Genomic DNA, 18,654 nt, shown 5'->3' with positions numbered 1-18,654 from the left:
CCTGCGGTCACGTTAAATGCTAGAGCGCCGGCGGTTGCGTTAAATGCTAGAGAGAAAGCACCCGTAATTCCGTCGACTGCTGGCTGGTGTTCCACATTTGTAAGAAGCGCTCTTCCAGGCGTTTTACCCGCCCGCGGTCGGAAAAGTTGGCGAAACCCTGGCTGCCGCCAACTCCATGTCGATAAAGCACACCTTGGCGGTCGGCCAGCAAAAAGGGTTCTTTTTCGGATGGGTTTGCATCGCTTACCAGCCGAAGTTCGATGTGGCTGGGCAACCGTCGCATTAACTCAACCAGCCCGTGCTGGCGTTGAGTCAGGGCTTTGTCATCTTCAATCAGTAGGCGCACATCGCTAAGCCTATGGCGCCTGGCTATTTGCGACACCAACTCGCAAAAGCGCGGCTGGCCGTAAAGGTCAAAGTCCAACGAGTTGTCGTACAGCCATAATCGCTGCCGCGCCTGTCCCGCTAAGCTGTGCATCAGCTCTACCAGTTGCCGCGGCTGCTCGAACAGCCAGCTGCGCGAATCGTCGCCAAGGTTCATTGGGTATTTGCGAATTCCAGGCCGTTTCTCGGCCGGTTCCGCCGCCAGGTCTTCGGCCAGCACCGAAGGCGCCAGGCAGCGCATATCAAAATGCGCTATGCCGGCATCGTCATATTGGTCTGAACAGAGGTGAAAACCGGCACGCCGATAAAATTCGACAGCGTGCAGCTGCGCCGACAGTTGCAGCTGAGAGTAGTGTGCCGCGCCTTGGCAGATCAGATGATGCAACAGTGCCTGGCCAATCCGTTTGCCGCGGTATGGCGGCAGCACCGCCATACGTCCGATGAAGCCAGTGGCACCCGGAATGCCATACAGGCGCGCCGTGGCTGCGGCTTTATTGCCATCCACCACCACCAGAAAGTGTTCGCCGCTTTGGTCGGTGGCGTCCCACTCCAGCTCCGGTGGCACGTTCTGCTCCTCAACAAATACCCGCTGGCGTATGCCTCGGATTTGCGGCGGCGCGCTGTTCCAGTTGTATTTCCGAATGCGCAAATTCATCAAAGCCCCGTGCGGCCGTTTATTCGAAATAGACCGAGCCCTGATTGTACAGATTGGTGAGCAGCCCAAGTATCGCGTCGTCTTCGGCAAATTCTGCCAAAGCCTTTGTGTCAACTCGCACGCCAGCGCACAACAGCGGCGCAAACGGGCGAGCATCGCCGCGCAACAGGTATTGCTCGCCGTCTACAAACAGTGCGGTTTCGTTGTCCAGTTCATGAAAGGCAAAGCGAGACCCTTCGTTCCAGCGAACCTGTTCACCGGCCTGTATTGCGGCTTGAAGGTCTTCGCTGGCGGCAGGCTCATCGGCGGGTACCACCGTTTCAGCGCTCTTTGGAGCGGTGGCAAATTGGCCAAACCACAGTGAGAGATTGCGCCGGTCGCCTATTTTTTCCTGTATCAGAGCTTCCAGGCGGTCAATGACCACCGGTGCGATGGTGCCGGGATTGTCCTGCACCGCCAGATCCGGGTCGTTCATGTGTTCAGCCGCATTGGGCTGGTTGCACAGGAAGTCGGTAAAGCCGGTGAGCAAATCGTCGACTGTGGGCGCGCGAAAGCCCACTGACAGAGTAATACAGTCGCCTTCGGCTACTCCGTGATGGCCGATGGCAGGCGGCAGGTACAGCATGTCGCCCGGCTCTAAAACCACGGTTTCCTCGCCCTGCCAGTCACTTAGAATACGCAGAGGTGTGCCTTCCAAACGCGGCGACTTAGAGCTGCATTCACCGCCAAACGTCCAGCGCCGGTTGCCCCGGGCCTGCAGCAGGAACACGTCATACTGATCGTAATGGGGACCTACGCTGCCGCCTTTAGGCGCGTAGCTGGCCATAATGTCGTCCAACCGCCAGTTGGGTACAAAGCGGAAGTGCTCCAGTAAATCGGCGACTTCCGGCACCCAGTGGTCAAGGCCCTGAACTAGCAAGGTCCAGTTTTGCTCTGGAAGCTTGCTGAAACGCTCTTCGGTGAACGGGCCGTTATGTACTTGCCAGGGTTTCCCTGCATCATCTTCAATCACGATGCGCGACTCTACTGTTTCTTCGCAGGCCAATCCTGCCAGCTCGTCGGCCGTTACGGGGCTTTCAAAGCCGGGAAGCGCCTGGCGGATAACCAGAGGCTTTTTCTGCCAGTAGTCTCGTAAAAACTCTGCAGAGGTTATTCCGCCAAGCATGTCCATGGTGTTACTCCGGTGTTTAGATGTTGCGGGCTTGGTTTATGGCGTTGCCAATGTAGCTGCCGGGTGTCATCGCCATGAGTTCGGCCTTAGCCTGATCGGGAATGTCCAGGCTGCTGACAAAGCTTTGGATAACCTCGGCGCTCATGGCTTTGCCGCGGGTTAAGGCTTTTAGCTTTTCGTAAGGCTTTTCAATATTGTAACGGCGCATCACGGTCTGAATCGGTTCCGCTAAAACTTCCCAGGCCTGGTTTAGGTCGGCGTCTAGGCGCGCTGCGTTCAGTTCCAACTTGCTCAGGCCTTTGAGGGTAGATTCATAGGCGATAAGGCTGTGGGCAAACCCCACTCCCAGGTTGCGCAGCACGGTAGAGTCGGTCAGATCACGCTGCCAGCGCGAGATTGGCAGCTTGGCTGACAAATGGTTTAGCAAGGCGTTGGCAATGCCCAGGTTGCCTTCGGAGTTTTCGAAGTCAATGGGGTTAACTTTGTGCGGCATGGTGGAAGAACCGACTTCGCCTTCGACTGTTTTCTGCGTGAAATAGCCCAGCGAAATATAACCCCAGATATCGCGGTCCAAATCGATCAAAATGGTGTTGAAGCGGGCAACCGCGTCGTACAGTTCGGCGATGTAATCGTGAGGTTCAATCTGGGTGGTGTAGGGGTTGAAATTCAGCCCCAGGCCTTCAATAAACGTTTCGGCGGTTGCGGCCCAGTCGATGTCCGGATAAGCGGATAGGTGAGCGTTATAATTGCCCACGGCGCCGTTGATTTTACCCAGCAACTCCACGTTTTGGATCTGCGCCAGCTGGCGCCGCAGGCGGTGTACCGCGTTGGCCAGCTCTTTACCAACGGTAGTGGGCGACGCGGTTTGGCCGTGTGTGCGCGACAGCATGGGCTGGGAAGCGTGGTCGTGTGCCAGCTTGGCGATCTGGTCTATGACTTTTGTCATCACCGGCAGCATGCCGATGTCGAGGCCTTCGCGCAGCATCAACGCGTGGGAAAGGTTGTTGATGTCTTCCGAGGTGCAGGCAAAGTGAACAAATTCGGTGACCGCGTGAAGTTCGGCGTTGTCAGCGATTTTTTCTTTAATAAAGTATTCCACCGCTTTTACATCGTGATTGGTGGTGCGTTCAATATCTTTTATGCGCTGGGCATCGGCCACACTGAATTCACTAACCAAGGTGTTCAGGGCAGCGTCTGCTTCAGTAGAAAATACCGGAACTTCCAAAACTTGCGGATGAGCAGCCAGTTTTTGCAACCAGCGGATTTCGACGGTTACGCGGTTTCTGATCAGGCCATATTCACTGAAAATATTGCGGAAAACGCTAACTTTGCTGCCGTAGCGTCCGTCCACCGGGGAAATGGCGGTCAGGGCGGTGAGTTCCATCGAAAACCTCTCAAAAATGTTTGTAGCGGGGGGCGGTAAAAGTCCGGACGATATAATACACCAGCGGCTGGTCGGAATCAGCTCAGCCGGCTGGCGAATTAGGCAAACCGGGCACTATCCGTTTTTCAGCAATTCGCGGGCGTGGGCAATCACGTTTTTGCGGGTAAAGATAAGTTGCCAGCGGCGCCCGCCGGTCTGCCTCCAGAGCACTGCCGAGCGAATGCCGGCCAACAGCAACGCCCGTATTTTAGCGGCGTTTTCTTCCTGCTGCAGAATAGCCGGCGTGCCGCTGACTTGAATGCGCTGGCGGTAGGTGCTGATGGTGTCGGCATACACTGACGACAGATTGCCAATCAGATTGCTGTGTATATAACCGAAATGACTGGCAGTGTGCCGTGCCTGCTCAATTCGGCTGCCCAGCACCGACATCATGTCTTTGTTGCTATTGAGTTTGGACTCCAATTGGAGCAGGTTGAGCACGTAGCGCAGTGTTTCGATGTCGGTAAGCTTGCGTTGCTCGCCGAGCACGCGAACCATCGTATTTAGCCCCAGGCTCAAGTCGCGCAGTTCTCCGCCGTATACGTCCAGCGTGGTGGCCGGGTCAGTGGCGAACAGTGAACGTAGGCAGGTTTCCAGGTCGGTTGCGTCGCAAACACCGTCATGGGCAATCTGGGTAACCAGATTCGCAGCCTGAAAAACGCCGGCCAGGGCCAGGGTTTGGTCGTGAAGTGTGCGGCTCATGACGGCACTCCGTCAGTTGGTTCAGCTGTCAGGCGCACTGGCAGTGGTTCGCCATCGCGCCAAGTGTGTTCAATGACGCCGCCGCCCAAGCAAATCTCGCCGTCGTAAAATACCACTGATTGACCAGGCGTCACTGCGCGCTGGGGGTCATCGAACACCACTTTTACGCCACCGTCGATGGCTGTTACCTCGCACAGTTGATCAGGCTGGCGATAGCGGGTTTTGGCCATGCAGCGGAACTTTGCGCTCGGAGCCTCAGCGGCAACCCAATCGACAGGGCCAGAGACCAGGCCGCGGGAAAACAGCAGTGGGTGGCTTTTACCCTGAGCTGCAATCAACACGTTACGTGCCAGGTCTTTTTCCGCTACGTACCAGGGTTCATCGCTGTAACCGTTCAATCCGCCAATACCAAGGCCTTGGCGCTGGCCAATGGTGTGGTACATCAGGCCCTGATGGCGGCCAACAATGTCGCCTTCCGGCGTTTCAATGGTGCCGGGCTGAGCCGGCAGGTACTGCTTCAGGAAGTCAGTGAACTTGCGCTCGCCAATAAAGCAGATGCCGGTAGAATCTTTTTTATCGTGGGTAACGAACCCTTGCGCTTCGGCAATGCGGCGTACCTCTGGCTTCTCAAGTTCGCCAACCGGGAACAGAGTGCGGGCGATGCGATCGCCGGATACCGCGTGCAGGAAATAGCTTTGATCTTTGTTGCCGTCGAGACCTTTGAGTAGCTGAGCCTTGCCGGAACCGTCATCAAGCGGGCATTGGCGAGTGTAGTGCCCGGTGGCAATGTAATCGGCGCCCAGTGTTATCGCGTAATCCAGAAAAGCGCGGAATTTTACTTCCTTGTTGCACAGAATGTCTGGATTTGGGGTGCGACCAGCTTTGTATTCGCTGAGAAAATGCTCGAATACCCGGTCCCAGTATTCCGCCGCAAAGCTGGCGGTATGCAGCTTTATACCGATGTGGTCGGCCACCGCCTGGGCGTCGGCCAGGTCGGTCATGGCGGTGCAATATTCGGTGCCGTCGTCTTCATCCCAGTTCTTCATGAACAGGCCTTCTACCTGATAACCCTGTTCTTTTAGCAGCCAGGCGGCAACGGAGGAATCGACACCGCCGGACATGCCGACGATAACGCGGCTCATGTTTGAGCTAGTGCCAGGGACGGTACCTGGGATGGTATTTGCGGCTGTATGGAACTCGGTCATAACGGCTCTGTGTCAGTAAAAGCGGAGCATCTTATCAGCTTGCGGTCGTCACGTCTGTGGGTCGTGAATCAGATCCAGCGGCAGACGCCGGCCACTTTGAAAATCTTCTATACACTGAAGTACCAGCGGGCTGCGCAGCTTGTCACCCAGGCCGGCTATGTGTTCCGGTGTGAGCCAGTGAGCGGCAATAATGTCGCTATCAAGTTGCTCTGACACTTTGCGCACTGCGCGGGCGCTGTAGCAGAAGCGGTAGTAGGTAACGCCGTTGGTCGGCGCTTTGTAAACGTAAATGCCCAGTAGATGCTCTGGTTCTACCTCCCAGCCAGTTTCTTCCAGGGTCTCCCGGCGCACCGCATCGAGTAAGGTTTCGTTTTCTTCAATGTGCCCGGCCGGCTGGTTGAACACAATTTTGCCGTCGCTGGACTCTTCAACCATTAACAGACGGCCTTGGTCATCTTCAACAATGGCGGCGACGGTTGCGTGGGGCGTCCAAGTCATGACAATGTTTGACTCCGGTGAGGGCGGTGGCCGCGGTTTGCTTTTGGTGATTGACGGCTGCCAGTGGGTTTGCGACGCGGCGCTGGGGTCGCGGTCATGTTCAGGGTTGTTGAGCTATACTGACCGGGTTCAAGTAAGCCAAGGCTCCAGTCACCAATGCGATAGCGGATCAGCCGAAGTGTTGGAAAGCCCAGCGCCGCGGTCATCCGCCTTACCTGGCGATTACGGCCTTCACAGATGGTTAGCTCCAGCCAGCTAGTGGGAATGTTCTGGCGGAAGCGCACAGGGGGGTTGCGTAGCCAAATGACAGGTTCTTCCATTGCCCGAGCAAGGGCTGGGCGCGTCAGTCCGTCTTTTAGCGGTACACCTTGCTCCAGCTGGCGCAGAGATTGAGGGTTCATTGTGCCTTCAACCTGAACCCAATAGGTTTTTTCCATCTTACCCTGGGGCGAGGCTATGCGATGCTGTAGCGGGCCGTCTGAGGTCAGTAATAGCAGGCCTTCGGAATCGTAATCAAGGCGGCCGGCAGGGTATATGCCGGGCTGGTTGATCCAGTCGGCCAGGGTCGCTCTCCGGGGCTTGTCGCCAGGTTGCCGTTCATCCGTAAACTGGCTGAGTACCTGAAACGGCTTGTTGAACAGGATTAATTCGGCCATAGGTAGTCTGTGTTGCTGTTAGGGCTAGCCGCAGAGACTACCCCAGATACAGGATTTCGCAACCGCCAGTAGCCGTGGATGTATAGAAATTTGGCTGGTTTATCGTTCAGCCAGACGGGACACTGTGATTTGGTTGCAGCAGCGGCATGATGTTGATGGCGTGAACACCGTCATCCACCGGTTTTTTCTCGAAACTGACTGCCTGTCCGGCTTTCAGAGTTTTATAGCCATCCATTTGAATGGCTGAAAAATGAGCAAAAAGGTCGTCATTGTAGCCGTCTTCAATGATAAAACCGTAACCCTTAGCGTTGTTGAACCATTTTACTTTGCCGCTGGGCATGTTGAACTCCCCTGTACCTTTGCTGTCAGTAATTATTATTGTTGAATTCTGGAGCTGAGCAACATTTTTTTACATCGTTATGAACTCTGGTTCAATACTGTGTTGCAGTCAACTGCTCGTCGTAGAGGTTTTGAGTGGTTGAGGGCAGTCCGGAACCGGTATCATGTGCGTATTCATACTAAAGAAGGCCTGCTTGAAAAAGCGGTGACCCACACCCACATTACTAGTAAGGCACCGGTAACTTCGGTAAAGAATGATGCGAATGATTGAAAATTCTCGACTAATATGGAATCAGGGAGACGAACGTGAACCAGGTCGTCATGATCAGGTCAGCGTTGCGCCGGAAAAGCCAGCCCTGGAGCGGCCTGCGCAGTTCAGGGTGATTCTTTTAAACGACGACTACACTCCTATGGATTTTGTGGTGGAAGTGTTAACGACTTTCTTCGGAATGAATGAAGAAAGGGCAACACAGGTAATGCTTCTCGTCCATACGCAAGGCAAAGCCGTATGTGGTGTGTATTCCCGGGATATCGCAGAAACCAAAGCGGCCCAGGTGAATCACCATTCGTCAGAATGTGATCACCCGCTGTTGTGCGAAATTGAACGTGCAGATTGATAGCTGTTGGAGTAGCCCATGCTGAGCAAAGATCTTGAACTTACATTGAATTCGGCCTTCAAGAATGCCCGTGACAAGCGTCACGAATTCATGACAGTTGAGCATTTACTGTTGGCCCTTTTGGACAACGATTCGGCGGTGGGAGTTCTGAAAGCGTGTGGCGCAGAGTTGGGCCCGCTGGAACAGGAACTGCGTGAATTTGTTGATTCCACAACGCCACTCATTCCGGATTCTGACGGCGATCGCGAAACCCAGCCAACCCTGGGCTTTCAGCGCGTGCTGCAGCGTGCGGTTTTCCATGTACAGTCTTCCGGCAAAAAAGAAGTAACTGGCGCTAACGTGCTAGTGGCGATCTTTAGTGAGCAGGAAAGCCAAGCGGTTTATCTGTTGAAAAAGCAGAATGTCGCGCGTATTGATGTGGTCAATTTTGTGTCTCACGGCATTTCTCGAGTGCAGGGTGCCGAGGATCAAGAAGGCCGCGAGGCTGCTCAGGAAGAGAACGGCGAAGAAGCCGCGCAATCGACACCGTTGGACAATTACACCACCAACTTGAACGAGCAAGCGCGCCAAGGCCGTATTGACCCGCTGATCGGGCGTGAGCACGAAGTGGAGCGTGTGGTGCAGATTCTGGTGCGTCGCCGCAAAAACAATCCATTGTTGGTCGGTGAAGCCGGCGTTGGTAAAACCGCCATCGCTGAAGGTCTGGCCAAGCGCATTGTCGATTCTCAAGTGCCGCAAGTGATCGCCAACGCAGTGGTCTATTCGCTCGACTTGGGAGCGCTGCTGGCGGGTACCAAGTACCGCGGTGATTTTGAAAAGCGTCTGAAAGGTTTGCTGTCGGATCTGAAAAAGCAGGAACACGCTATTTTATTTATCGATGAAATTCACACCATTATTGGCGCCGGTTCGGCATCCGGTGGCGTGATGGACGCGTCGAATCTACTCAAACCGATGCTCGGCTCGGGTGAGCTGCGTTGCATTGGCTCGACCACCTATCAAGAATTTCGCGGTATATTCGAGAAAGATGCGGCTCTGGCTCGCAGGTTCCAGAAAATTGATGTCAACGAACCCAGTGTCGAAGACACGTATCTGATCCTGAAAGGTCTGAAGCCGAATTTTGAGAAACATCACGATTTAACCTACACCGATCAGGCCCTGCGGGTGGCGGCTGAACTGTCTGAACGCTACATCAATGACAGGCATCTGCCTGACAAGGCCATAGACGTGATCGACGAAGCGGGTGCCCATCAGCGCTTGATGAGTGAAGACAAACGCAAGAAAGTGATCGATGTCGCAGAAATTGAGGAAGTCGTGGCCAATATTGCACGTATTCCACCCAAGAGCGTGTCCACCAGTGACAAAGACCTGCTGCGGACGATGGAGCGGGATCTTAAAATGGTGGTGTTCGGGCAAGACCCGGCCATCGAATCCCTGTCTACGGCTATTAAGCTGGCCCGCGCCGGGCTGAAATCACCGGAAAAACCGGAAGGTGCATTCCTGTTTGCCGGCCCCACCGGTGTGGGTAAAACCGAAGTCACCAAGCAGTTGGCCAAGGTGTTGGGTATCGAGCTGGTGCGCTTTGATATGTCTGAGTACATGGAGCGGCATACTGTGTCGCGTCTGATTGGTGCACCGCCGGGCTATGTCGGTTTTGACCAAGGTGGTCTGCTAACCGAATCGGTGAACAAGCATCCCCACTGCGTTCTGCTGCTGGATGAGATTGAGAAGGCTCATCCAGAGGTGTTTAACCTGCTGCTGCAGGTAATGGACCACGGCACGCTGACGGACAACAACGGTCGTAAAGCCGACTTCCGCCATGTAATCCTAGTGATGACTACCAACGCCGGTGCCGAAAGTATGGCCCGACGTTCCATGGGCTTCAGTGAGCAAAACCACCGCAGCGATGGCATGGAAATTATCAGCAAGACTTTCACGCCAGAATTCCGCAACCGTTTGGATGGCATCATTCAGTTCGCGGATCTGGAGCGCCAGACTATTACTCACGTGGTGGATAAGTTCCTCACCGAACTGCAGGCGCAGTTGGACGACAAGCACGTGGTATTGCACGTAGACGAGCCTTCAAAGCTGTGGTTAGCCGACAAAGGCTACGACGTGTCCATGGGTGCAAGGCCGATGTCGAGGCTGATTCAGGACAAGATCAAGCGGCCACTGGCTGAGCAGATTCTGTTTGGTCGATTGGCCGAGAAGGGTGGTGAAGTGTTTGTGCGTCTCGAAAACGACGAACTGGTGTTCGAATACGAATCGGAACCCGCAGAAGCGGTTTAACCTGTCTGCTCAGCCTGGTCCGGTTGGATCAGGCTGAGCAGAAGTCATTTTGATAATTCCCCTCTTCCCTTTCTTACTGCATTAATTGGTCTTCGATTTCGAGCGTTAAGGTTCCTGTCAGGTTGGCGTGTTTTGATGCATGTTATGCCAAGCCGGCATAGCACCTGAACACGACAAGGAAATCTGCATGAAGATTCGTTATATTGCCGTCGCAACCGCCGCTCTGTTGTTCACCGGGGCCGCTGTCGCCGGCCCGCAATGCACCGACGCCCCGCAGTCCGAATGGATGTCTCAGGACACCCTGAAGCAGAACCTCGACGATCAAGGTTACACGATCAAAAAGTTCAAGGTGACCAGTGGTAACTGCTACGAGATCTACGGCATGGATAAGGGCGGCGTTAAGGTCGAGATCTATTTCAACCCGGTTAGCGGTGATGTTATCAAGGAAGAACGCGATGACTGATACTCTGAAAGCAAGCACTGTGAGCCAGGGTGGCCGCGTCAAGGTATGGGACCCGGCGGTGCGAATCTTTCATTGGGGTCTGGTGGCAGCGTTTTGTGTGGCTTATTTCACCGCCGACGACTACCGGAATATCCACGAGTGGTCGGGCTGTGTGGTGGTGGGGTTGATAGCTTGCCGTTTGGTTTGGGGCGTGATCGGCAGTCGTTATGCGCGCTTTAGTGATTTTGTACCGAGGCCTGGGCGTCTGACCGATTATGTACGTCTTGCGCTAAAGGGGCAGGAGCCGAGTCACCTCGGTCATAATCCGGCAGCGGCGATAATGATCCTGTTTTTGTTGTTGGCGAACGGTGTGATTGGCATTAGCGGCTTGCTGCTTACCACCGATTGGGGTTGGGGCAGCGGGGTGCTCGAAGAAGTGCACGAGATATCGGTAAACATGACTCTTATCGCAATTGCACTGCACGTGAGTGCGGCGATTTATGAGAGCTTTCACCACCAGGAAAACCTTATCCGCTCAATGCTTACAGGCTACAAACGGCGCTAGCCGGCTACGACAATCAGCGAATTTCCAGAACAAACTGAATTATAGACATAGTATGCAGAGACACGCTGTGTCTATGAAACAGAACAGCAGACATATAAGACCCACCCAAGGAGATGGTCCTTGGTAGAATAATAGAACATGGCTATACGCTATCTTCGAAAAGTGTAAAAAGAAGAGCTCGCTAAGGCGAACTCTTCTTTTATAACGTTTAAAGATACGCGGGTTACGACGATACTATTTACAAAAAGCTGGCAGCTTGTTCGCTAGACATTAACGCGCGCGGTAAACGATCCGGCCTTTGCTTAGGTCGTATGGCGTCAGTTCCACTTTGACTTTATCGCCGGTCAGGATGCGAATGTAGTTCTTGCGCATCTTTCCGGAGATGTGTGCGGTCACAACGTGGCCGTTGCTAAGCTCTACACGGAACATGGTGTTTGGTAGCGTATCAATAATAACGCCTTCCATTTCAATGACATCTGTCTTCGCCATTCAGTAAAAACCTCGTTTTGGAATACTTTCCGTAATTTTAAATTGCGCAATTCTGCCTGATTTTGAGCCGTTTAGCAAAAGTCAGTTGCTATCGAGTGCTTGCCAGCGGTTATCCGTGAACTGCTCGATGGGTTTAAAGTTGCTTTTGTAATTCATTTTGCGACATTTTAGAATCCAGTACCCCAGATACACATGGCTGAGCTGCTCGCGCCGGGCCTCTTCAATTTGCCAGAGTACCGCGAAGGTGCCCAGGCTGCGATGAACCAGGTCTGGTTCGAACACGGTATAGATGGCCGACAGGCCGTCGTCCAGACGGTCAACCACCGCCAACCCGATAAGCTCACCGTGCAGGGTCATTTCCAGAAACCAGGAATCAGTCTGGCCCTCCACCAGAAACGCCATGAACTGCTCTCGTGATGGCGGGTACATGTCGCCGTCTTTGTGGCGCAGTTCAATGTAGCGGGCGTAAAGTCGGTACCATTGTTCCGAATAGGCAGCCGGCACCAGCGCGCAGGCCAGATCAGCATTCTTCTTCCACACCCGGCGCTGGTTACGGTCGGGGCTAAACTCTGCGACGGGTACCCTGACTGGAATGCAGGCCTGGCAGTTTTCACAGTGGGGGCGATAATAATGCGAGCCGCTGCGGCGAAAGCCAAGCGCTGTCAGCTCGCTGTAAAGCGTGCGATTAATTTCTGTTTTAGGATCTACAAACATGGTGGTGGACTGGCGACCTGGCAGATAGCTGCAGTCGTGAGCGGGTGTTGCGAAGAACACCAGTGCTCTCAAATTGCTCATTCACCCTCCGGGCTTGGCCAGCGCCATTGAAACTGCCAGTCCGCCACTGCCGGTGATTGTTTTGTATAGCGGCCGAGCATGGCCAGAAACTCCGTTCGCGGTATGGTTTGTGCGCCCATGCTCAACAGATGATCGCTGGCTACCTGACAGTCAATAATCCGGTATCCCCACTGCCGCAGCTGGTTAGCAAGGTGCACCATTAATACCTTGGACGCGTTGGTTTCCAGCGAGAACATAGACTCGCCAAAAAAACAGCTGCCCAGCGCTACGCCGTACATGCCGCCCGCCAATTCGCCGTGCGGGTTCCAGGCTTCAATAGAGTGGGCAATGCCCTCCCTGTGCAGCTTGATGTAGGCCTGAAGCATGTTTTCGGTAATCCAGGTTCCCTCAGCACGGGTAGATCCACACAGGTGCATAATCCGGCTGAAGGCTTGGTCTGCGGTTACCGAGAAATAGTCTTTGTTGAGGCTGCGGCGCAGGCTGCGGGAAATGTGGATATTTTCCGGAAAAATGACGCAGCGCGGATCGGGTGACCACCAAAGTATTGGCTGGTCGTCGCTGTACCAGGGAAAAATACCGTTTTCATAGGCCAGCACCAGGCGCTTGCTGCTCAAATCGCCGCCGGCAGCCAACAGGCCGTCGGGTTCCGCCAGCGCGCTCTCGGGCGAGGGGAACCACAGCGCATGTTCAGGTAACCAGGGCAAAGACGTCATAGTGTGTTCGCTTTTCAGCTCAACGTTGTGGCTTCAGTTTAGCTTTGTTGGTCCAGATAGCGCTCGGCGTCCAGCGCCGCCATACAACCAAAACCGGACGACGTCACTGCTTGGCGATACACGTGATCAGCAACATCACCGGCGGCAAACACGCCTGGCACGGTTGTTTGGGTTGCCATTCCGTCCAATCCGGAGCGGATGTGCAGGTAGCCGTTTGTCATTTCAAGCTGGCCTTCGAACAGGCTGGTGTTGGGTTTATGGCCAATGGCGATAAACACACCGGAAAGCTCCATGTCCTGCTTGGAGTCGTCTTTCATGCTGCGGATGCGCATACCGGTTACGCCGGTGCCGTCACCCAGCACTTCGTCCAGGGTGTGATCCCAAATGATTCGCACATTGCCGTTGGCGGCTTTTTCAAACAATTTGTCCTGCAGAATTTTCTCTGCACGCAGGCTGTCGCGGCGGTGCACCAGCGTCACTTCGGCCGCAATGTTGGACAGGTACAGGGCTTCTTCCACGGCGGTGTTGCCGCCGCCGATAACCGCTACCTTCTGGTTGCGATAAAAAAAGCCGTCACAGGTTGCACAGGCTGACACGCCCTGGCCTTTGAATTTCTCTTCCGACTCAAGCCCCAGATACATGGCCGAGGCGCCGGTAGAAATGATCAGTGCATCGCAGGTGTGCTCGCCGCTGTCACCCTTGAGGCGAAACGGACGCTGGTTCAAGTCGACTTCATTAACCGTGTCGTAAATGATTTTCGTTTCAAAACGTTCCGCATGTTTCAACATCCGTTGCATTAATTCTGGCCCTTGCACGCCGTCGTTGTCACCGGGCCAGTTGTCGACGTCTGTGGTTGTGGTCAGCTGGCCACCCACTTCAATACCGGTGATCAATGTTGGCTTCAGGTTGGCGCGGGCCGCGTAAACGGCAGCGGTATAGCCGGCAGGGCCGGAGCCTAGAATAATTAGGCGGGAATGTGTGCTGGTGCTCATGCTGTTCTCACTTAATACGAGTATGGTCACTGTGCCCGCAGCTCGTTATGGCGGCGGCACGGATTTTAACGAGTCTAAAAAGTTTAGAAAGTTTGAAAAGTATAGAAAGTTCAATAGGAAGATACGAAGGCTATCATGAATAGCCGGTACGCTTGCCAGTTGTTTTGGCCAATTCTGCTGATACGCCTGCTCTATCGGTTCAGCCGCCAGGCAGCCAACTGACTCAGTCGCCAAGCACCGATACGCCAGCCAGCAAGCGTTGCACCCGTTCCTGGCTTTTGCCGCTTTCGCCCTGTTCCAGGCGATGCTCTGCCACCGCCGCAAACACTGCTTGTACGTCGTCTGGCAGCACGTGATCACGGCCCTGCATCAGCGCCCAGGCTTTCGCTGCGCGCAGCAGGCCCAGACCGGCGCGCGGAGACAGGCCGTAAAGCAGGCCCGGAATGTTACGGCTGGCTTCCAGCAAGCGCTGTACGTAGTCGAGCAGCGCGGGGCTGGTGCTGACCTGCAGCACCGTTTGTTGAATGCGCGTCAATTGCTCTTCAGCCAACAGGGTGGAAAGGCGCTGGGTCATGCTGCGGCGGTCTTCGCCCTCCAGTAATTGGCGTTCTGCCCGGGAATCAGGGTAGCCCAGGTGCAGGCGCATCAGAAACCGGTCAAGCTGACTTTCTGGCAGCGCAAACGTGCCACCTTGCTCGATGGGGTTTTGGGTGGCAATCACAAAAAACGGTTGGGGAAGGGGCCGGGTTTCTCCTTCAATCGACACCTGCCGTTCTTCCATTGCTTCCAACAGAGCGCTTTGGGTTCGCGGCGATGCGCGATTTATTTCGTCGGCTAGAATCAACTGGGCAAAAATCGGCCCCGGATGAAAAACAAGACTGCCGGCAGCCTTGTCGTAAATCGAATAGCCCAACACGTCTGCCGGCAATAAATCGTTGGTAAATTGGATGCGTTGATAGCGCAGGCCCATTATGTGTGCCAGAGCGTGGGCAAGCGTGGTTTTACCCATGCCCGGAATGTCTTCAATCAGCAAATGTCCGCCTGCGAAGAGGCTGCAAAGCGCCAGGCGCACCTGCTGGTCTTTGCCCAGCAGAATGCCATTGAGTTGGTCGACGATCTGATTTATCGCTTTGTTCATAGTCTGATCAACTTCCTGCCTATGTGAAATGTCTGAGTACAGGGCAATACGCCGGCCGCCAGAGAAAGAGCAGGTGCGGTGCTATTCGGTCGCGACGCCCGCAGGCAATTGCATTGTTACGCAGTGCAGGCTGCCGCCTTGCCGCAGCAACGGGCGACAGGGTATGGCGATTATTTCACGGTCCGGGAACAGATTCTGCACTGTGGCGATCGCTGCGGTATCTTGGGGTACATCGTATACCGGCAGTAATACCGCGCCGTTGATGATCAGAAAGTTGGCGTAAGTGGCCGGCAGGCGCCGGCCTTTTTCATCATGGATAGCGTCTGGCCAGGGCAAAGCCGTCAGACGGTAAGGCTCACCATTGGCTTGGCGGAATTCGCGCAGGCCCTCTGCCATGGTGCTAAGAGCGCCATAGTGCTCGTCGCTTTCATCAGGGCAGGCGACATAACAAATGTGGTCGGGTGCGCAAAACCGCGCCAGAGTGTCTATATGGCTGTCAGTATCGTCGCCGGCCAGGTAGCCGTGATTCAGCCAGAGCACTCGGCGAATGCCCAGTAACTGGCCAAAAAGTCTCTCCATGGCGCTGCGGCTGTAGTCGGGATTGCGGCTGGGGCTTAGCAGGCATTGGCTGGTGGTCAGCAGAGTGCCTTCGCCATCGGTGTCGATGGCGCCGCCTTCCAGAATGAATTTGACGCTTTTCAGTGTGCTGCCGTCAAACGCACCGGCCGTGAGCAGCTTGTTGGTCAGGGCGTTGTCTTTGCCCCATGGAAACTTATTGCCCCAGGCGTTAAAACTGAAATCGACCAGCCAGGAGTCGCGGTAAGTGAGCACTGTTAAAGGACCGTGGTCGCGCGCCCAGCTGTGGTCTGACGGCGCAACCAGAACCCGTACGCGGAATGCCACGCCAGCGGTTTCTACATAATGGTTTAGTTGTTCCTGCAATTGCTGCGCCTGCTCTGGGTCTTCGCAGCTTATCAATACCGCTTCGAAGCGCAAAACCGCGCGCGTAATCGCCATAAATACCGGCTCTGTCTGAACCAGATGGCTGGCCCAGGCGGTGTTGTGATGGGGCCAGGTCAGCATCACCGCACTCTGCGGCGCCCACTCTGCGGGCAATAACGGCTTCGATTTCACTGGGCCAGTACCTTTTCCCTATTGAAAAAACCATTCTAACGGAAAGCGCCGACACGTCAGGATCTACTGGCAAAACTTTGCGGCCTTTTCTGTATCTGTCTAAGGCGTGCGCTTTACAACCGCGCGAATAACCCGCTCGCTCTCAAAATACACCACAAAAGCCGGGTAGTGCCACTGGCTGATGGGCGGCTGGCCTACCGGGCCGCGGGTAGACTCGGGTGAGCCCCAGCGCACGCGCACACCTTCGGCTTTCATACCGGTCTGTGGCAGTGATATGGCATCGCGGGTGCCCTGTTGGCCGAGCGGAATGAACAGTTCCTGAGTGCTGGCAGGCATCACCGACAAGGTCGTCACCAGAGCGGCAGACAACAGGCCGGCTCGCAGCAATGGGCGCCAAAAGCGATGGGTCTTCATGGTCAGGGTGACTCCGCAGGAGAAATGGATAAAACGTAATTTAGTTTGCGCATTGGTCATTTGCCCCGACAGTTTCGGTGTTTGGTTGCTGGCGCTGGCGAATTTGCCAGCGCATGATGTGGCGCGCCAGCTGTTGGCGATCACTGTCTTCCAAACGCACAAAGCGGGTGTGAATCCATGTGCCGTCGCGGTCTTCAGTGTTAACGCCTACGACTTCGCCAATGGCCCGGGGCTGAAACAGTTCCGGCGGCAGAGTCAGGCGCATGGCAATATGGTCACCCACCTGCAAACTTTCATCGTTGCTAAAAAAGGCAACACCACCCTCGCTGAGCGTGGCTTGGTGCCAATGCTCTGGTTGCAACGGATTTTGCTCAAAGGCCATAATGCGCGCCAGAATATCCAGCTTGGAGTTGAACGCTTTTAACAGGCTTTGCAATGCACGGTCGCGCTCGCTTAAGCCGGCAAGTTGGGTTCTGATGTCTTGGTCAAGGCGTTTGAATTCTGCCTGTAAGCTGGTGAACGGGGTATTTCCGAAGGCACTAAAATCGTCTTGGGTACTGGGAGGTAGTTTGTGCACCTCCAACCCAATCCGATCGTTTATTCTGAAGTAATTCCGCCGTTCGCGTTGTTTCTTCGCATTGGCGCTGTCATCGTTGCGCTGGGTCATTGGGGCTCCGATACGGATGTTCGTTTGTAGGATGAAGTTTAGCAGTTCCCGGCGCGGCATTAACACGACTGGGTTCAATCAATCACGAATTAGTCGCAGCCAGCAGCAGGCAAGGCTTTATGTTTAAACCTTTATCATTTTATATCGGCTTGCGCTACATCGCTGCCAAACGCCGTAATCACTTTATCTCGTTTATTTCACTCACCTCTATGATCGGCTTGATGCTGGGCGTTGCGGTGTTGATTATTGTGCTGTCAGTTATGAACGGTTTCGACCGCGAACTGAAGCAGCGAATTCTGGGAATGGTGCCCCACGCTATTATCGAGGGTTCCGGCACGATTGAAAACTGGGAAGCGGTAGACGCAGCCGTCGAGAAGCACCCGCGAGTGTTGGCGGCGGCCCCATTTATCAAGGGCCAGGCCATGGTCACCGGCGGCGGAGCGGTGCGCGGTGTGCTGTTGAACGGCATTTTGCCAGACCAGGAACGAACGGTATCGATTATTGAAGACCACATGGAACAGGGCAGCCTGGACGATCTGAAGTCGGGCGAGTTCGGCATCATTATTGGGCGCTTTTTGGCGTCCAGCCTGCGCCTGCAGTTGGGTGACAAAATAACCGTGGTGCTGCCTGAAGCGTCGGTAACGCCGGCTGGCGTATTGCCGCGATTGAAACGTTTTACCGTCAAAGGCGTGTTTAGCGTGGGCGCTGAGTTAGACGGTAGCTACACGCTGATACACATGGATGACGCCGCCAAGCTGATGCGCACAGACGGCAAAGCCCAAGGCATCCGTTTGCTGGTCGATGACCTCTTCGCTGCACCGCGGGTAGCCGAGCAAGCGGCGCAACTGCTTTCAGGGCGCTATTACATATCCGACTGGACCCGCACCCATGGCAACCTGTTCCAGGCCATACGAATGGAAAAAACCATGATTGGCCTGTTGCTGATGTTCATTGTGGCGGTGGCGGCATTCAATATTGTGTCCACTCTTGTCATGGTGGTCACCGACAAAACCGCAGACATTGCCATTTTACGCACCATGGGCGCGACACCCGCGCGCATCATGCGTATTTTCATGGTGCAGGGCGCGGTTATCGGCATTTTCGGAACGCTGGTGGGCACGGTGCTGGGCATTCTGGGTGCACTCAACATCAGCGGGTTCATCAGCTGGCTGGAGGTCGCACTGGGCCATCAGTTCCTCAGTGCTGACGTGTATTTCATCAGTTACTTGCCGTCCCAGTTGCTATGGGAAGACGTCATGATCATCAGCGGTAGTGGTTTGGCCATGAGCCTGCTGGCCACCATTTACCCGGCCTGGCGTGCGTCTCGTATCGACCCGGCAGACGCGCTTAGATATGAATAGAGCCAACC

General features: G+C 54.9%; 21 protein-coding genes. 5 read left to right on the top strand and 16 right to left on the bottom strand.

Features of this window, described 5'->3' with window-relative positions; translation table 11 throughout:
* Positions 1-46 precede the first annotated feature (46 nt).
* The 8 genes from ABA45_RS11185 to ABA45_RS11150 form a co-directional block, all read right to left on the bottom strand.
* Positions 47-1,039, bottom strand: coding sequence for a GNAT family N-acetyltransferase (locus tag ABA45_RS11185; RefSeq protein WP_048386148.1), 993 nt, complete (start codon positions 1,037-1,039; stop codon positions 47-49).
* Positions 1,040-1,058: 19 nt separating this feature from the next.
* Complete coding sequence (locus ABA45_RS11180; protein ID WP_048386146.1) at positions 1,059-2,210, bottom strand: cupin domain-containing protein; 1,152 nt, start codon at positions 2,208-2,210, stop codon at positions 1,059-1,061.
* A gap of 16 nt (positions 2,211-2,226) precedes the next feature.
* Entirely contained in the window at positions 2,227-3,594 is a 1,368-nt protein-coding gene (gene purB, locus ABA45_RS11175; RefSeq protein WP_048386144.1) for an adenylosuccinate lyase, read from the bottom strand.
* A gap of 114 nt (positions 3,595-3,708) precedes the next feature.
* The gene (gene hflD, locus ABA45_RS11170) at positions 3,709-4,335 is read right to left on the bottom strand and encodes a high frequency lysogenization protein HflD (RefSeq protein ID WP_048386142.1); all 627 of its coding nucleotides are present in this window, start codon (positions 4,333-4,335) and stop codon (positions 3,709-3,711) included.
* Positions 4,332-5,477, bottom strand: a complete 1,146-nt coding sequence (gene mnmA, locus ABA45_RS11165) for a tRNA 2-thiouridine(34) synthase MnmA (RefSeq protein ID WP_048386140.1) — start codon at positions 5,475-5,477, stop codon at positions 4,332-4,334. The genes hflD and mnmA overlap by 4 nt, the downstream gene beginning before the upstream one ends.
* A 111-nt stretch (positions 5,478-5,588) precedes the next feature.
* Positions 5,589-6,038 carry an NUDIX hydrolase gene (locus ABA45_RS11160; RefSeq protein WP_048386138.1) on the bottom strand — a complete coding sequence of 150 codons (450 nt, stop codon included), beginning with the start codon at positions 6,036-6,038 and terminating at the stop codon, positions 5,589-5,591.
* Positions 6,035-6,694 (bottom strand): pseudouridine synthase, encoded by a 660-nt coding sequence (locus tag ABA45_RS11155; protein WP_048386135.1) that lies wholly within the window; start codon positions 6,692-6,694, stop codon positions 6,035-6,037. The genes ABA45_RS11160 and ABA45_RS11155 overlap by 4 nt, the downstream gene beginning before the upstream one ends.
* A 106-nt stretch (positions 6,695-6,800) precedes the next feature.
* Entirely contained in the window at positions 6,801-7,034 is a 234-nt protein-coding gene (locus tag ABA45_RS11150) for a cold shock domain-containing protein (RefSeq protein ID WP_014871660.1), read from the bottom strand.
* A gap of 256 nt (positions 7,035-7,290) precedes the next feature.
* Between ABA45_RS11150 and clpS the strand changes: the two genes are divergently transcribed.
* The 4 genes from clpS (at position 7,291) to ABA45_RS11130 (ending at position 10,943) form a co-directional block, all read left to right on the top strand.
* On the top strand, positions 7,291-7,650 hold the full coding sequence (gene clpS / locus ABA45_RS11145; protein WP_048389009.1) for an ATP-dependent Clp protease adapter ClpS: 360 nt from the start codon (positions 7,291-7,293) through the stop codon (positions 7,648-7,650).
* An 18-nt stretch (positions 7,651-7,668) separates the two neighbouring features.
* Positions 7,669-9,936 (top strand): ATP-dependent Clp protease ATP-binding subunit ClpA, encoded by a 2,268-nt coding sequence (gene clpA, locus ABA45_RS11140; RefSeq protein ID WP_014871658.1) that lies wholly within the window; start codon positions 7,669-7,671, stop codon positions 9,934-9,936.
* Between the two features lie 187 nt (positions 9,937-10,123).
* Positions 10,124-10,399 (top strand): PepSY domain-containing protein, encoded by a 276-nt coding sequence (locus ABA45_RS11135; protein WP_048386133.1) that lies wholly within the window; start codon positions 10,124-10,126, stop codon positions 10,397-10,399.
* Positions 10,392-10,943 (top strand): cytochrome b/b6 domain-containing protein, encoded by a 552-nt coding sequence (locus ABA45_RS11130; RefSeq protein ID WP_048386131.1) that lies wholly within the window; start codon positions 10,392-10,394, stop codon positions 10,941-10,943. The genes ABA45_RS11135 and ABA45_RS11130 overlap by 8 nt, the downstream gene beginning before the upstream one ends.
* Positions 10,944-11,213: 270 nt before the next feature.
* On the opposite strand, the gene infA is transcribed toward ABA45_RS11130, so the two are convergent.
* The 8 genes from infA to ABA45_RS11090 all read right to left on the bottom strand — a co-directional run bounded on the left by infA (position 11,214) and on the right by ABA45_RS11090 (position 17,285).
* Complete coding sequence (gene infA, locus ABA45_RS11125) at positions 11,214-11,432, bottom strand: translation initiation factor IF-1 (RefSeq protein WP_007350942.1); 219 nt, start codon at positions 11,430-11,432, stop codon at positions 11,214-11,216.
* Positions 11,433-11,513: 81 nt separating this feature from the next.
* On the bottom strand, positions 11,514-12,227 hold the full coding sequence (locus tag ABA45_RS11120; RefSeq protein ID WP_048386129.1) for an arginyltransferase: 714 nt from the start codon (positions 12,225-12,227) through the stop codon (positions 11,514-11,516).
* A complete protein-coding gene (gene aat, locus ABA45_RS11115; RefSeq protein ID WP_048386127.1) occupies positions 12,224-12,940 on the bottom strand; it encodes a leucyl/phenylalanyl-tRNA--protein transferase in 717 nt (238 codons plus the stop codon). The genes ABA45_RS11120 and aat overlap by 4 nt, the downstream gene beginning before the upstream one ends.
* A gap of 38 nt (positions 12,941-12,978) precedes the next feature.
* Positions 12,979-13,932, bottom strand: a complete 954-nt coding sequence (gene trxB, locus ABA45_RS11110; protein WP_014871653.1) for a thioredoxin-disulfide reductase — start codon at positions 13,930-13,932, stop codon at positions 12,979-12,981.
* Between the two features lie 223 nt (positions 13,933-14,155).
* A complete protein-coding gene (locus ABA45_RS11105) occupies positions 14,156-15,070 on the bottom strand; it encodes an AAA family ATPase (protein WP_048386124.1) in 915 nt (304 codons plus the stop codon).
* An 81-nt stretch (positions 15,071-15,151) separates the two neighbouring features.
* Positions 15,152-16,204, bottom strand: coding sequence for an agmatine deiminase family protein (locus tag ABA45_RS11100; protein ID WP_084708331.1), 1,053 nt, complete (start codon positions 16,202-16,204; stop codon positions 15,152-15,154).
* A gap of 99 nt (positions 16,205-16,303) precedes the next feature.
* Entirely contained in the window at positions 16,304-16,618 is a 315-nt protein-coding gene (locus ABA45_RS11095; RefSeq protein WP_053076178.1) for a hypothetical protein, read from the bottom strand.
* A gap of 40 nt (positions 16,619-16,658) precedes the next feature.
* Positions 16,659-17,285: a PilZ domain-containing protein gene (locus ABA45_RS11090; protein ID WP_048386122.1), complete on the bottom strand. Its 627-nt coding sequence runs from the start codon at positions 17,283-17,285 to the stop codon at positions 16,659-16,661.
* 119 nt (positions 17,286-17,404) lie between these two features.
* Between ABA45_RS11090 and ABA45_RS11085 the strand changes: the two genes are divergently transcribed.
* On the top strand, positions 17,405-18,646 hold the full coding sequence (locus tag ABA45_RS11085) for a lipoprotein-releasing ABC transporter permease subunit (protein ID WP_048386120.1): 1,242 nt from the start codon (positions 17,405-17,407) through the stop codon (positions 18,644-18,646).
* Positions 18,647-18,654 lie beyond the last annotated feature (8 nt).

Source organism: Marinobacter psychrophilus, from assembly GCF_001043175.1.
In the GTDB taxonomy this organism is placed as follows: domain Bacteria; phylum Pseudomonadota; class Gammaproteobacteria; order Pseudomonadales; family Oleiphilaceae; genus Marinobacter; species Marinobacter psychrophilus.
Note: the sequence above shows the minus strand (reverse complement) of the source record. Positions and strands in the feature narration are given on the sequence as shown.